Genomic DNA, 14,522 nt, shown 5'->3' with positions numbered 1-14,522 from the left:
GGAGCGCGTCGCCAAGCTCACCGGGGGCGTGGCGGTGATCCGCGTTGGCGGCGCGACTGAGGTCGAGGTCAAGGAGAAGAAGGACCGGGTGGACGACGCGCTCCACGCGACGCGTGCTGCGGTCGAGGAAGGCATCCTGCCCGGCGGCGGCATCGCGCTGCTGCGCGCCATCAAGTCGCTCGAAGGGCTGAAGGCTGCCAATGACGACCAGCAGTCGGGCATCGACATCGTCCGCCGGGCTTTGCGCGCGCCTGCCCGCCAGATTGCGGAGAACGCGGGCGAGGACGGCGCGTTCATCGTCGGCAAGCTGCTCGAGGCCAACGAATATTCGCGCGGCTTTAACGCAGCCACCGGCACCTATGAGGATATGGTGGCAGCGGGCGTGATCGATCCGGCCAAGGTCGTGCGCACCGCGCTGCAGGATGCGGCGTCCGTAGCGGGCCTGCTGATCACGACCGAAGCGATCGTGACCGAAGCGCCGAAGGAAGACCGGGCTGCGGCCACGCCGCCGATGGACTTCTGATCTGATGCACATGATGGGTTGGGGGCAGCGCCCAGTCTGCTCCCGACCCACTTCAAGTCATAACGCCACGCCACACGAACAGGCGCTGAACGTCGGCTTCCGGCAAGAGCTGACGCTGAGCCTGTGGCATCGGAACGACGGGTTTGTCCCAGTTCAAGCCATTCAGATCCTTCGGGCACCCGCAATCCAGCGAGAGGGCCTTGGGTCGCGTTTGGGGCAATCACTGGACATCGTGCCGCCCCCTATCGGCATGGGCCAAAGGCTCGAGGTCCGATGGTGTTTGGCCTGAGCGGCGTCAGACAGGATCGCGCGGCCGTCTGCGCACGCCTCGACATTCCGCCCTGGTTGGATCAGTGTCGATCGCATGACCCGCATGGCGAACGCTCCAAGACCGTCCATCTCCTTCATGCCCTGGCTGATCGCGGCGCTCGCTTCGCTTGTGGCTCCGCTGCTGGCGATGCAGGCGCTGCTCGGATCGCCATCGCCGACGCCATGGGTGCTGGTAGCAGGACCGATGCTCGCGCTGGGGCTGATGGGGGCTGGGATGATCACCTCTGCTGCAGCCGGGCGTTTCCGGATCGGCGTGCTGATGGCCTTGCTGGCTGCGATCTGCCTTGTGCTTGCAGCGCGCATGATGGGAATGCCATCGCTGCCCCATCCGGTTGCCATGAGCCTTGCCTTTGTCGCCGCGAGCGTCAGTTTTGCGGCGCGGGGCAAGCTGTTCGCCCGCAGCGCAGCCGACAAGGGCTGGTGGATCGCGATCTTCGTGGTCGCTGGCGAAGCTGCGATGCTTGGCACGGCGGCGGCCATGCCGGGGGCTCTGCCGGACTGGCTGCTGGTGCTGCTGCCGGCGCAATGGGCCAGCATGGCGATCCAGACTGCACTGACAGGTGCCGGAACGATTGCAGCGGGCTCCGCGCTGGTCGCGCTGACAGGCACCGCAGCAATGACGTTGCTGGTCGCGCGGCTACTGCCCCGGCGCTGGCCCTATGCGCTGATGTTTTCAGCCTGGCTGGGCCTGTCCGCGCTGGTGTGGCATTACCCGCCGCCAGCCCCCTCGCACGCAGACCTGGGCGGCATTGATACCGCGTCAGCCGATATCGGAACACCAGCCGCTAGCGCGGCTTCCGCACCGGGCGCGGACAGGCCGCATGCAGCTGTCGCAGCGCCGACCAGACCGGTAGCGAAAGCTGCGCCGCATCGTCAACGGTCAGCGCAGTGATCTGCCACCCGTCGTTCGTTGGGCCGAGCTCCAGCGCGCTGCTGTTGCGGACCGCCAGCGCGGTCGGCGGACGGAGATCGATGATGCGGCTGGCGGGCATATAGCCATAGGCATCGTCGCTGGCGCCGAGCTGGTCCGACAGCGACACCACCAGCTCGCAGCCCGATGCCGCATATTGCACGGCCGATACCTTGCGCCGCGACCAGAAGCGATAGTTGCTGGTCCCCTTGACCTGCCGAGCGCCCATGAAGAAACCAAGCTTGCCCTCGCGCGCCAGCCGCGAGAGATAGGCGACCCTGCCGACGGGCGATGCTGCAGTTTTCAGCATATCGGCCTGGTTCGCACCGATGATGTCGGACAGGCGCAGCAGGAATTGCGGGTCCTCCAGCAACGCGGCCATGCCCGATAGCGCAGCGAGGAAATCGAGATCGACGAGATTGCGGCGCGCAAGCTCCTTGAGCGAGGCTTCCAGTTCCTCTGCCGATCCCGAGGCCGCCGCAAGCTGCGCCTGGGTGCGGTAGATTTCGGGATAGGCGGGATCGGCAGCGGCGGCGGCGCTGAGCGCCGGGCGCGCTTCCGCCAGGGGCAAGCCGGCCGCTTCCTTGACCTTGGCTGTCGCGATCTGGCGCAGCACAGGCTGCAGCTTGCCAAGCTCTGCTTCCGCGCTGTCGGCTGCGGGACTGCCGGGCAGCGATTCGCGCACCTGTCGCAGCACGCGCGCTGCATCGACCGGCTGGTTCAGGCGCCCGGCATAAAGCTCGGCAGCCTTGAGCGCATAATCCGGTGCGTTGCGCCCGGCCGCCCAGCCCTCCTCGTACAGCCTCGCAGCCTTGCCGATCAGCCCTTCGGCCAATGCCGCATCGGCTGCGCCGACATTCTGGTTGCCCGTTTTCAGCGAGCGGATGGTGAAGACCAGCTTCTCGACCGCCGCTCGCGCGCTGACGGGCGCCTGCGCCAGCGCCTGATTGGCCTGCGTTTCCGCCGCGTCATATTGCTGCAGCCCCATATAGGCCATGGCGACATAATAGCTGGCGCGATAATCGGCCGGGTCGACGCGCAGCGCGTCCTTGGCGACCGCGAGCGCTTCGATATAGCGATCTTCGGACAGGAGCTGTTTAGATGCCTCGATCTGGACGTCGTTCGCCCCCTGCAGCGCCAGCGCAGGCGCAGTCAAGCCCCATGCGGCGACGGCGAGCAGCAGCACCGGAGCCGTGCTGGCGGCGAGGCGCCTGCGCATCATGCAAAGTTCCTTCATCCGGTCAGCTGCCCGATCCGGGCGTATTGGCGAGTTGCTGCTCGCGCGCCTGAGCCTCGGCCTGGCGACGCGCCTCTTCCTGCTGGCGCTCGAGCGCCGCCGCGGCCTCCTGCTGGCGCTTCAGCTCCAGCGCGGCAGCCAGCCTGGGTTCGACCTGTGCCAGGGCGCGGTCGAGCTTCGCGAGTTCCTGGCTGGCCGAGCTGTTGTATCCGGGCGCGGTCCCGATGATGAGGCTGCTCGCCCGCGCGATGAATTCCGCGACGCGCGGCAGGATCTCGCCGAAACCGGCGGCATCATATTTGCCCATGCGGAAGGTATAGCCTGCCCCGGCAATGCTCGGGCCGTCGCTGCCGCGTCCCATCAGGGTGGTAAGGATGTTGAGATAGCCCGCGAGGCCGAATGCCGTGATCCTGGATGCGACCTCGTTCGCGGTGGACTGCACGCTCGCGGTCTGTCGCTGCGCGGTGTTGTCGTTGTTGGTCAGGCCCGTCGCCATCCGCGCGCGATCGTCGGCATGGCGGTCCTCGCATTTGGCCAGCGCATCGCTCCAGGTGCGGGCATCGGCGATACAGGCCTGCAAGGCCGGGATGGTCTGGGCGGTACCGGCATCCTTGATGACCGCATCGATCTGGCGGCTGATCACGGTGCGCTGCTGGACGTAATCCTGCGCATCGAAGGCAAACTCCTGGCGGATGATGCCGCGTTCCATGCTGGTGGCCGTACGCCACAGCCCCATGCCCTCGAACAGCTGGCTGCGGATCGCATCGATATCGGGCGACAGCTTGGCGAGCTTGGCCTTGGCATCGCGCAGCTGCTGCGCCAGCCGGTCGATACCCTGTTGCAGTTCGCGCTCCTTGGCGGCGATCTGCTCGGGCGTAGGCTTGATGATCGACTGGCCCGAATGCGGGAACTGCTCACCCTTGGAGATGATGTCGGACTTGGTGCGCCCGCAGCCCGAGCAGAACAGGCCCTGGCGATATTCGTCGAGGATCGCCTCCTTGTTGCGGATGGCTTCGTTGAGCTTGTCGGTCAGCTGCTTCTCTTCGGTCTGCAGCTTGCCGATCTGATCGGCCGTAGCCCCATAGGCCCGCACCAGCGACAGGATGGCGCTGGTTACGCTGCTCGCCATGTCGCGGGCATATTCGGGGCCCTTCCAGTCGGGCGGACGGTTCGAGCGGGTGGCCAGCGCCTCGGTGCCGACGCGGCTGCTGCGCAGGCGGGTCGGGTCGAGCAGATCCTGCGCTGAGGCCAGGTTCGCCCCCATGGCCGGGAGCGCGACCAAGCCGGCCACGACGGCACGACGATCAATGGAGCCCCGGTCTTCATGGCAGCACGGGCACCCCGTGCCGTGTCGATCGTCCATCGCACACCCCTTTGCGATCTTGCGGTTATGTTGACGACCCTTTCTGCCATGGATAATGAAATCGCACCGCCATGGCAACGGGTGTACCGAGCCAAGCGATTGAATTGTCTTGCCTCAGCCGCCTGGCGCATGAGGCCATCGGTCGGAGCCTGGACGTTGAAAATAGCCGCTATCCTGTCCGCCGCCGCTCTTGCCCTCGCATCGGCCGCCTTGTCGCCGGCCGAGGCCCAATCGGGCTATTATCCCGTCTTCTGCCAGGGCATCGCCGTGGGATCGGGCGGCAACAGCATGTTCCTGTCGTCCGGCTTCTACCAGGCGCTCAGCACCCCGCCAGAAGGCTATCTGATCACCGATGCGACGCTGACGGCTGAATTTGCCAAGGCGGTCAAGGCGCAGACCGGCGAAACGGTGCTGGGGCAGACCTGCTATACCCGCGCCGACCGCCAGGAGCTGGAGGCCTTCATCGCCACCACCCGCGCCTCGAACGGGGGCAACTGGAAGCTGGTCGACGTGACCTGGCTGCCGACGGGCGCCTATCCGCTGACGACGAACCTGGCCGATCTGCAGCCGGGCGGCGGCCCATCGCCTCGCGCCACCCCTGCTCCCGCCGCGCCTCCGGCATCGAGCGCTGCGGCTGCGGCACGATCGGCAGAGGCAGACCGGGTGGCCGTGGAACTGCGCCAGCGCGAGCAGGCCGAGCGGGCTGCGGCAGCCGCACAGGCCGAAGCCGAGCGGCGGCTGGCCATCGCCAAGGCCGATGAGGAGCTGCGCGCCGTCAACGCCCAGCAGGCGCAGATGGCCGAGGCGCAGCTGCGCAAGAATGCCGAGGAGCAGCGGATCTTCGAGGAAAAGCAGCGCGTCTACGAGGAGCGCCAGCGCGCCTTTGCCGCTGCCGAGGCGAAATACCAGGCCGAGGTCAAGGCCGCCGCCGAAGCGCGCAGGAAATGGGAGGCCGATGTCGCAGCCTGCCAAGCTGGCGACACGACGCGCTGCGCGCCTGCTCCCCAGCCATGATGGCAAGCGGTTGACGCCCTTCGGGGCCCAGGCCGCGTCAGCGCACCGGGCGAAGATGGCAGCCAGGGGGAACCATGGCGCGCGGCAAACCGTTGCGGCCATGGAGATACAGCCCATCGGACCCCGCCATTGCCGCGTCGTGTCCCTGCAAGGAGGACCGTCATGCCCGCCCGCCCATCGTGGAAAGGCCAGATACGGCTGGCGCTGGTATCGATTCCGGTGGAAATCTACCCTGCGACGAAAAGCGGCGCAGGCATCCGCTTCCGCCAGATCCACGAGCCGAGCGGCCAGACGATCAAGTATGAAAAGACCGTATCCGGCATCGGCCCGGTCAAACCGGCGGATATCCTTAAGGGCTTCGAGTATGAAAAGGGCAGCTATGTGCTGCTCGACGAGAAGGAGATCGAGGCCGTCCGGCTCGAAAGCCGCAAGACGCTCGAGCTCACCCAGTTCGTGTCGCTCCACGACATCCCCGTGCTCTATTACGAAAAGCCCTATTTCGTGGTCCCCGCCGACGATCTCGCCGAAGAAGCGTTCATCGTGCTGCGCGAGGCGCTCGACCGGGCGAAGAAGGTCGGCCTGGGCCAGCTGGCGATGCGCGGGCGCGAATATATCGTCGCGCTTCGCCCCTGCGGTCGCGGCATCATCATGGAAACGCTGCGCTATGCCGACGAGGTCAACAAGGCAGCGTCCTATTTCCGCGAGATCGGGGATGAGAAGCCCGATGACGAGCTGCTCGAACTGGCGACGGCGCTGATCGACAAGAAGACCGCGCCGTTCGATGCAGGCGAGTTTCACGACCGCTATGTCGATGCCTTGCGCGACCTGATCGACACCAAGATGAAGAACAAGGGCAAGCGCGTCACGCCCGATGACGAACCGGCAGCGCCTGCGGGCGGCAATGTCATCGACCTGATGGCCGCGCTCAAGAAATCGGTCAACGCCAAGGCAGCGAGCACGGGAGACGCCAAGCCGGCGGCAAAGCGCGCTTCCGCGAAAAAGCCGCCCGCCAAATCCGCGGCCAGGCGCAAGGCAGGCTGACCGTGGCGGATCGCACGCCCGATCCGCTTGCCGAATATGCCGCCAAGCGCGACTTTGCCCGCACGCCCGAGCCCGACGCCACGCCCGCCCGCCGCAAGGGCAAGCAGCCGCCGATGCTGGTTGTGCAGAAGCACGATGCGACGCGGCTGCACTGGGATCTGAGGCTGGAGGCGGACGGCGTGCTCAAAAGCTGGGCGGTGACGCGCGGCCCCAGCATCGATCCGCAGGACAAGCGGCTCGCGGTCCGGACCGAGGATCATCCTTTGTCCTATGCCGATTTTGAGGGTGTGATCCCGGCGCGTGCCTATGGCGGCGGCACGGTCATGCTGTGGGATAGCGGGCATTGGGAGCCCGTGCCCGGCAAGAGCGCGAGCGACATCGACAAGGGCCATCTGCATTTCATCGCCCACGGCCAGCGAATGCGCGGCGAGTGGATTCTCGTGCGGATGAAGCCGCGCGCCGGTGAGAAGCGCGAGAACTGGTTGCTGCGCAAGGTCGAGGACGCCGAGGCCGGCCAGGGCGACAGGCTGGTCGAGCGCGCGCTGACCAGCGTCAAGACCGGGCGCACGATGGACCAGATCGCCTCTGGCACTGCCCCAGTTGCACCCCGGCGCAAGCGCGCAAGCGCAGCAGGATCACGTGCCAAAAGCCCCGTGCCCGCCTTCCATCCGCCGATGCTGGCGACGCTGGTGCATCAGCTGCCTGGAGGCCAGGACTGGCTGTTCGAGGTCAAGTACGACGGCTATCGCTGCCTGGTCGGCTTGGGCAAGGATGGCGCGATCGGCTGGACGCGCATCGGGCTCGACTGGAGCGACAAGTTCCGTTCGGTGCTCGATGCCATGGTGCAAGTGCCCGCAGCTTCGGCGCTGTTCGACGGCGAGATCGTGGCGCTGGACGAAGACGGTCGCCCCAGCTTCTCCGCCTTGCAGCGCGCGCTGAAATCGGACGGGCGGCTCAGCTATTTCGCCTTCGACCTGCTCGCGCTCGATGGCGAGGACCTGACGGAGCGGCCCTTGGCCGAGCGCAAGCAGCGGCTCGCTGCGCTGCTCGAGCGGGTGGACCCGCCGATCTTCTATTCCGACCATATCGAGCGCGACGGGCGCGCGCTGTTCCAGGCGATGGTCGACAAGGGCTATGAGGGCGTGATCGCCAAGCGCGCCTCGAGCCGCTACGTCGGCGAGCGCAGCGATGCCTGGCTGAAGATCAAGGTCGAGCGCCGCGAGGAGTTCGTGATCATCGGCTGGATCGCCAGCGCCAAGCGCGGACGGCCCTTTGCCTCACTGCTGCTGGGCCAGCATGAAGGTGGCCAGCTGGTCTATAAAGGCCGCGTCGGCACCGGCTTCGATACCGACACGGCAGCAGAGCTGCAGGCGCAGCTGGCCGACCTTGCCCGGGCCGAGCCTGCCATTGTCGATGCCAAGGCTGTGGCCGGCAAGGCGCACTGGATCGAACCCGTACTGGTCGCTGAGGTGCGCTATGCCGAATATACGCATGACGGGGTGCTGCGCCATGCAAGCTTCATCGGCCTGCGCGGTGACAAGCCAGCAGCCGAGGTGACCGGGGAGATCGAGATGAACCAACCTGCCGGCTGGATCGCGCCCCAGCCTTCGATCCGCATCACCCATGCCGACCGGCCGCTGTTCGGGGCTGATGGCCCGACCAAGGGCGATCTCGCGAGTTGGTACGAGGCGGCCGCCCCGCTGATGCTGCCCTTCATCGCCAACCGTCCGGTGGCGTTGCTCCGCTGCCCGCAGGGGATCAGCGAACAAGGTTTCTTCCAGAAACATGTCCAGAAAGGCTGGGGCAAGGAAATCGGCTCGCTGATGATCGAGGAGGCCGATGGCTCGACCGATCCCGTCTTTGTGCTGGGCGACAAGGCCGCGATCCTGCGCTGCGTGCAAATGGGAGCCATCGAGTTTCACGGCTGGGGATCGCGCGCGAACGATATCGAGCATCCCGACCGGCTGGTCTTCGATCTCGACCCCGATCAAGGCATCGGCTTTGCCGATATCGCCGCTGCCGCCCGGCAGATGCGCGATCATCTCGCCGATATGGGGCTCGTCACCTTCCCCATGGTGACCGGCGGCAAGGGCGTTCATGTGATCGCCCCGCTCGACCCGGGCGCGGACTGGGCGGTGACCGAGGGGTTCGCCAAGAGCTTTGCCCAGGCGCTCGAACAGGCCGATCCCGGGCGCTACACCGCATCCATGTCCAAGGCGCGCCGCAAGGGCCGTATCTTCATCGATTGGATGCGCAATCGGCGCGGATCGACGGCGGTCCTGCCCTATAGCGTGCGTGCGCGCGATGGTGCTCCGGTCGCAGTGCCAGTCGCATGGGATGATCTCCCGTCGCTCGCTGGCGCCAACCGCTTCACTCTGCGCGATCCCGGAGCGATCCTGGACCATGCCAGCAGCGTTGGTGACGATTGGGGCAAGGCCAGCCAGACGCTGACCATCGCGGACTAGCTCCTGCCGACGCCAACGGGCGCTTCGCGCTACCCTCGGCGCGTGCGCCGGAGCATCCGCGCGCCCGGATCAATTATAAAATTGCGGTTCTAATAAGAGCAATCCCATGCTAGGTGATGGCACAATTGTCGTGGCAAAATCCCACGGGCAACCGTGATCACGGTTGCCGGCAATGGCCGCAAGGGGGAGGAACGTGTCATGGCAGCATCGCATGCCACGCGAAGAACCATATATTGGCTATGCGTGCTGGCGCTGTTCAACGCCGCCTTTGCCAACGCCATCCGGGTCGGGGCAGCAGGAGCCATCAAGTCCGCCTTGCTCGATCCGATCGACGCGCGGCATTCGGGCGAGATGATCGGAGCGGTGCTGGGCAACGCGTTTCTCGGCTTTGCGCTCAGCCTTCTGGTGATCAGCCCGCTGCTCGATAGGTTCGGCGCGCGGCGCGTGCTGCTGTTCGCCGGTGCCTGCTTTATCGTCGGTCCGCTTCTGGTGCTGATATCGGCGCATGCCGGGCCGAATGTCATGCTGCTGAATGTCGCGATGGTGATCTGGGGCTGCGGCTGGGGGGCGACCGAGGCCTCGATCAACCCTGTGACCGCCCGCCTGTTTCCGGACGACAAGACCGGCAAGCTCAACAGCCTGCACGCCTGGTGGCCGATGGGGATCGTGCTCGGCGGCCTGCTGGCGATTGTCGTGCAGCAGCAGCTTGCGATGGACTGGCGCTGGCTGGTGGCCATGCCCCTGCTGCCCGGCGCTGCGCTTGTCATTCTCGTGCTGCGGCGCCCTTTCCCTGCCATCGCCAGCGTCGAAACGGGCACCAGCTTCCGGACGATGCTGTCCGAGCCATTCCGCCGTCCCGGGTTCTGGATCTTCTTCGGCATCATGCTGCTGACCGCGTCGGCCGAACTCGCGCCTGCGGCATGGGTCGATGTCGCGCTGACCCAGACCGTCGGCATGCCGGGTATCGTCGTGCTGGTCTATGTCGCTGCGGTCATGTTCGTGATGCGGCATTTTGCCGGATCGCTTGCGCACCGCCTGTCGGACATGGGGCTGCTGCTGATCTGTACCCTGCCGGCGTGCGCGGGGCTGTTTCTGCTGTCTCGCGCCGACACGCCGACAAGCGCGCTGATGGCTGCAACGCTCTGGGCGATCGGCGTGTGCTTCATGTGGCCGACGATGCTCGCCGCAGTGGCGCGCCGCTATCCGCAGAGCGGTTCCTGGGGGATCGGGCTGATCGGCTTTGCGGGGGCGATCGCCATCTATTTTGTGCTGCCGCAACTGGGCCGGATCTATGACGAAGCCAAGATCGCCAGCACAGGCGGAGCAGAAGCCTTCGCCGCGCTGGCCCCCGGATCGGCGCGGATGCAGGCAGTGCTGCGGGATGCGGCAGAGATATCGTTCCAGACGGTGGCGGTCATCCCGGCGGTGCTGCTCGGCATATTCGCGCTGCTCTGGCTTTGGGAGCGTCGCGTGCACGCCGCAGGATCGGCGCGCGCTTGAAAGGGGAAAGCAGGACGATGCACATAGCGATTGAAATCGACAGGCGCACGGCGCTGCACGGCATCATGGCGCTGCTCGGCGCGACAGCGGTCGCGGGATGCGGCTATGTGCCCGGATCGGACGCGCGCGCCACCCTGGACGAAGGTCAGCTGAAACTGCTCGATCTGGTGGCCGATACGATCATTCCCCAGACCGACACGCCCGGCGCAGCCGAGGCTGGCGTGCCAAAGCAGCTTGCGGCGATGTACACCGACTGGGCATCTGATGAGACGCGCAAGGCGCTGTCCGGTGCGCTCGACCGCATCGGCAAAGCCGCAAGGGCGGCCACCGGCAAGGATTTCGCGGCGCTGTCGCCGGACGAGCGCCTTGCCTTTCTGCGCGACCACGAGGCCGCTGCGCTCAAGCCCGTCCCGCCCAAGCCCGGTGCGCCAAAAGGCACGTTCATCGCGCCGGTGGTTTCGGTTGCCGATGTCGGATACCACACGCTCAAGCAGCTGATCGTGGGCCTCTATTTCAGCAGCGAGATCGGCCTGACCCAGGAACTGATCTACGAGCATGTGCCGGGTCCATGGCAGCCATCGATCCCGGTCGCGCCGGGCATGCGCCCGTTCGCCACGCTCGGCCCTTTCTGATCGGAGATCATGCAGATGTCTTTTGATGCCATCGTCATCGGTTCGGGCATGAGCGGCGGAATGGCCGCCAAGGAGCTGTGCGAACGCGGGCTGAAGGTTCTGGTGCTGGAGCGCGGCAAAAATATCGACCCGGCCAGGGACTATATGGACCACCAGATGCCCTGGGAATTTGCCAACAACATGCAGGTGCCCGAGGACGAGGTCGCGCGGGACTATCCAGTGCAGAGCCAATGTTATGCCTTCAATGAGGCGACGAAGAAATTCTGGCCGAAGGACAGCGAACAGCCCTATTCGAAGCCCGAAGACAGACCGTTCACCTGGATCCGCGGCGATCATCTGGGCGGGCGTTCGGTGATGTGGGGGCGGCAGAGCTATCGCCTGTCCGAAATGGATTTCGAGGCCAATGCCAAGGATGGGCACGGTACCGACTGGCCGATCCGCTATGCCGATCTTGCCCCTTGGTACGATCATGTCGAGCGGTTCATCGGCGTTGCCGGATCGAAGGAAAGCCTGCCGCAGCTGCCCGATGGCGAGTTTCTGCCCGCATTCGAGCTGAACGATGCCGAAAAGCAGTTCAAGGCGGCGGTCGAGCAGCGCTTTGCCGGGCGCAAGGTGATCTCGGGGCGCACCGCCAACCTCTCGGTCGCGCAGCCGCACCACGAGGAACTGGGCCGGGCCAGCTGCCAGAACCGTTCGATCTGCGAGCGCGGTTGCAGCTTCGGCGCGATGCATTCCAGCCTCACCTCTTCGCTGCCCGCAGCGAAGCGCACCGGCAACCTGACCATCGTCACCGATGCGATCGTCCATTCGATCGAGCACGACCCGAAGACCGGCAAGGCGACCGGGGTGCGCGTGATCGATGCGAAGACGAAGGAAGGGCGTACTTATCAGGCGCGGATCATCTTCCTCAACGCCTCGACCATCGGCACCGCCCAGATCCTGCTCAATTCGGCATCCGAGAAATTCCCACGCGGGCTCGCCAACGGATCGGACCAGGTCGGGCGCAACTTGATGGATCACATGTACGCGCTGATCACCATCGCGATGTTCCCGGGACCGGAGGACCGCTATTATCGCGGACGCCGCCCGACGGGGCTGTACATCCCGCGCTTCCGCAACGTCACCGAGCCGGGCGAAGGCTTCGTGCGCGGCTATGGCTACCAGGGCGGCATCTCGCGCGCGGGCTGGCGCGGGGCAGCGCTGCAGCCGGGCGTTCTTGGCGCGGAGATCAAGCAGCGCGCGCATACCATCGGGCCATGGACCGCGTTTCTCGGCGGCTTTGGCGAGATGCTGCCCAATCCGGAGAACCGGGTGACGCTGCACGCCACGCGCAAAGACAAATGGGGCCTGCCGATCCCGCATATCGATTGTGCCCACGGCCCCAACGAGAAGGCGATGATCCAGCATATCCAGGCCGATGCCAGGGCGATGCTCGAGGCTGCAGGCGCCAAGGTGGTGATGCAATCGCCCGAACCGGGCAAGCCGGGCTTGGGCATCCATGAAATGGGTACCGCGCGCATGGGGCGCGATCCTTCCACCTCGGTACTCAACGCCTTCAATCAGGCGCACGAGGTGCCCAACCTGTTCATTACCGACGGCGCGGCGATGGCCTCGTCGGGATGCCAGAACCCCTCGCTCACCTATATGGCGCTGTCCGCGCGCGCGGCGGATCATGCGGTCAAGCTGATGAAGGAAAACGTGCTGTGAAGCGATTGTCGATGCTCCGTCCGCTCGCAATGGCCGCGCTCGCGCTCGGCGTACCCGGCCAGCTGAACGCGCAAGCCGTCACAGACTGCCCGCTGCGCGACAAGCCCTTTTCGGTCGAGAGCCCGCTGATCGACGTGCTGCTCAATCCCGAGGCGCGCAGGTTGACCCAGGCGGCTACGGGTCAGGATTTCGACAAGACCCCACCTGCCTTTACCGGCACCACCCCGCCGACCTTCGCGGCGATCCTGACGGTGGCCAAGTTCGCCGCGTTTGTCGGCGTGCCCGCAAGCGCGCTCGGCCCGCTCGATGCGCAATTGCACGCGCTGCCGGTCACTGCCGAGGACAGGCAAAAGCGCTGCCAGCGCTATGACAATGACCGCCTCGCGATCGCCCTGCCCCGCGACGGCAAGCCGCGGCTGCTGCTGTTCGAAAAGATCATCGGCTTCAAGGACACGCCCTCGGTCAATGCCGCGCATGCCGCGTTCCTTGCCATGGCCGAGCGCAAGGGCTGGCATATCGTCGAGACCGACAAGGCCGGCGCCTTCAACGCGAAGACGCTGGGCCAGTTCGATGCCGTCATCTGGAACAATATCTCGGGCGATGTGCTGACCTTTGGCCAGCGCAAGGCGTTCAAGTCCTTCCTGCAGCGCGGCGGCGGTTTCGTCGGCATCCACGGATCGGCGGGCGATCCGGCCTGGTTCTGGGACTGGTATGCCGATGATCTGCTCGGCGCGCGCTTTATCGGCCATCCGATGAACCCTCAGCTTCAGGAAGCGCGGATCGCGGTCGATCGCGATCACCCGCTCGCCAAGGCGCTGCCGGCGGAATGGCGGATGACCGATGAATGGTACAGCTTCGGCACCAACCCCCGACGGATCGGCACCAGGGTGCTGCTGACACTAGACGAGAGCACCTACAGTCCGGTCGGCATCAAGGGCGAGGATCTGCGCATGGGCGACCACCCCATCGCCTGGACGCACTGCATCGGCAGGGGACGCATCTTCTATTCCGCGATCGGCCATGCGCCCGAAACCTATGCGCAGCCGCAGAATGTCGCGATGCTCGAGGCCGCGATCGGCTGGGCCGCAACCGAGCGCAAGGCCTGCAACTGACCGCCGGACTTTCCGTGCAGACCAGCCTGCCCCGCGCACGGACCGCCGAAGCCTGAGAGAACTGCCCCAGGCTCCGGCGGTCCGCCGCGTCTCGTTCGGATCAGAAGCGGACCGACAGCGTCGCGCGGGCACCGTGATCGGCGGTGTCCTTGCCGATCAGGCCGGTATAGCCCAGCGACAGGTCTGCGCCGTCGGTCAGCTTCACCGTGGCATCGAGCCGTGCCGCCAGCGCGAAGCTGTCGAGCTGGACGCCGCGGATGGTGAAGGCCTGGGCGGGCGCGGCGGCGAGCGCAATCTGCGCTGCCGGATCGCGATCGCCGACCTGGAACCGGCCCGCCAGCGTGCCCGAGAGGTTGACCCTGCCCATGCCCACCGTGCCATCGGCACCGACCGTCACCGAACCGCTGCGATAGCTCTGGCGACGCACCGACAGCGCCGCCGCGCCGCCGGTTTCCGTCAGCGCATCCAGCTTGAACTCGCCCACGGCGACGCTGGCGAACGGACGATAGGTGGCATTGCCTGCCTCGATCGCGTAGCTCAATTCGGCAAAGCCCTGGACCGCGCGGCCATCGCCCCGGCCCCGGTTGGTCTCGGCAAAGCCTGGTAGCGCGATGTTGCGCACGGCGGTGAGATCGACCCCCGTGATGCTCGCACCCATGCCGACGCTGACGCCGCCGGTATTGACGCC

At 66.2% G+C, this 14,522-nt stretch carries 12 protein-coding genes; 9 read left to right on the top strand and 3 right to left on the bottom strand.

The annotated features are described in order from the left end of the window. The coding region (locus AX735_RS22140) for a TCP-1/cpn60 chaperonin family protein (RefSeq protein ID WP_446471849.1) at nt 1-523 on the top strand (523 nt) is incomplete at its 5' end. A 364-nt stretch (nt 524-887) separates the two neighbouring features. After that, complete coding sequence (locus AX735_RS22135) at nt 888-1,745, top strand: hypothetical protein (RefSeq protein WP_202189643.1); 858 nt, start codon at nt 888-890, stop codon at nt 1,743-1,745. Here AX735_RS22135 and AX735_RS22130 read toward each other — a convergent pair. Together AX735_RS22130 and AX735_RS22125 are read right to left on the bottom strand one after the other, a co-directional pair. Continuing rightward, on the bottom strand, nt 1,639-2,985 hold the full coding sequence (locus AX735_RS22130) for a tetratricopeptide repeat protein (RefSeq protein ID WP_137775474.1): 1,347 nt from the start codon (nt 2,983-2,985) through the stop codon (nt 1,639-1,641). The genes AX735_RS22135 and AX735_RS22130 overlap by 107 nt on opposite strands. A gap of 19 nt (nt 2,986-3,004) precedes the next feature. Next, on the bottom strand, nt 3,005-4,363 hold the full coding sequence (locus AX735_RS22125; RefSeq protein ID WP_137775473.1) for a hypothetical protein: 1,359 nt from the start codon (nt 4,361-4,363) through the stop codon (nt 3,005-3,007). A gap of 156 nt (nt 4,364-4,519) precedes the next feature. Between AX735_RS22125 and AX735_RS22120 the strand changes: the two genes are divergently transcribed. The 7 genes from AX735_RS22120 to AX735_RS22090 all read left to right on the top strand — a co-directional run bounded on the left by AX735_RS22120 (nt 4,520) and on the right by AX735_RS22090 (nt 13,834). Next, a complete protein-coding gene (locus AX735_RS22120) occupies nt 4,520-5,377 on the top strand; it encodes a hypothetical protein (RefSeq protein ID WP_137775472.1) in 858 nt (285 codons plus the stop codon). 162 nt (nt 5,378-5,539) lie between these two features. Further along, on the top strand, nt 5,540-6,418 hold the full coding sequence (gene ku / locus AX735_RS22115) for a non-homologous end joining protein Ku (protein WP_066284785.1): 879 nt from the start codon (nt 5,540-5,542) through the stop codon (nt 6,416-6,418). A gap of 2 nt (nt 6,419-6,420) precedes the next feature. Beyond that, nucleotides 6,421-8,883 (top strand): DNA ligase D, encoded by a 2,463-nt coding sequence (gene ligD / locus AX735_RS22110; RefSeq protein ID WP_066284784.1) that lies wholly within the window; start codon nt 6,421-6,423, stop codon nt 8,881-8,883. A 198-nt stretch (nt 8,884-9,081) separates the two neighbouring features. Next, nucleotides 9,082-10,383: an MFS transporter gene (locus tag AX735_RS22105; RefSeq protein WP_066284789.1), complete on the top strand. Its 1,302-nt coding sequence runs from the start codon at nt 9,082-9,084 to the stop codon at nt 10,381-10,383. A gap of 17 nt (nt 10,384-10,400) precedes the next feature. Further along, a complete protein-coding gene (locus AX735_RS22100) occupies nt 10,401-11,015 on the top strand; it encodes a gluconate 2-dehydrogenase subunit 3 family protein (RefSeq protein WP_066284783.1) in 615 nt (204 codons plus the stop codon). Between the two features lie 15 nt (nt 11,016-11,030). Further along, nucleotides 11,031-12,722 carry a GMC family oxidoreductase gene (locus AX735_RS22095; RefSeq protein ID WP_082751258.1) on the top strand — a complete coding sequence of 564 codons (1,692 nt, stop codon included), beginning with the start codon at nt 11,031-11,033 and terminating at the stop codon, nt 12,720-12,722. Nucleotides 12,723-12,733: 11 nt separating this feature from the next. Then, a complete protein-coding gene (locus tag AX735_RS22090; RefSeq protein ID WP_082751256.1) occupies nt 12,734-13,834 on the top strand; it encodes a ThuA domain-containing protein in 1,101 nt (366 codons plus the stop codon). A 100-nt stretch (nt 13,835-13,934) separates the two neighbouring features. On the opposite strand, the gene AX735_RS22085 is transcribed toward AX735_RS22090, so the two are convergent. Continuing rightward, on the bottom strand, nt 13,935-14,522 hold a 588-nt coding region (locus AX735_RS22085), incomplete at its 5' end, for an autotransporter outer membrane beta-barrel domain-containing protein (RefSeq protein WP_156447583.1).

Origin of the sequence: Blastomonas sp. CCH1-A6 (assembly GCF_001556365.1) — a bacterium.
Lineage (GTDB): Bacteria > Pseudomonadota > Alphaproteobacteria > Sphingomonadales > Sphingomonadaceae > Blastomonas > Blastomonas ursincola.
The sequence above is the reverse complement of the archived record's forward strand: the minus strand, read 5'-3'. Positions and strand labels throughout refer to the sequence as shown.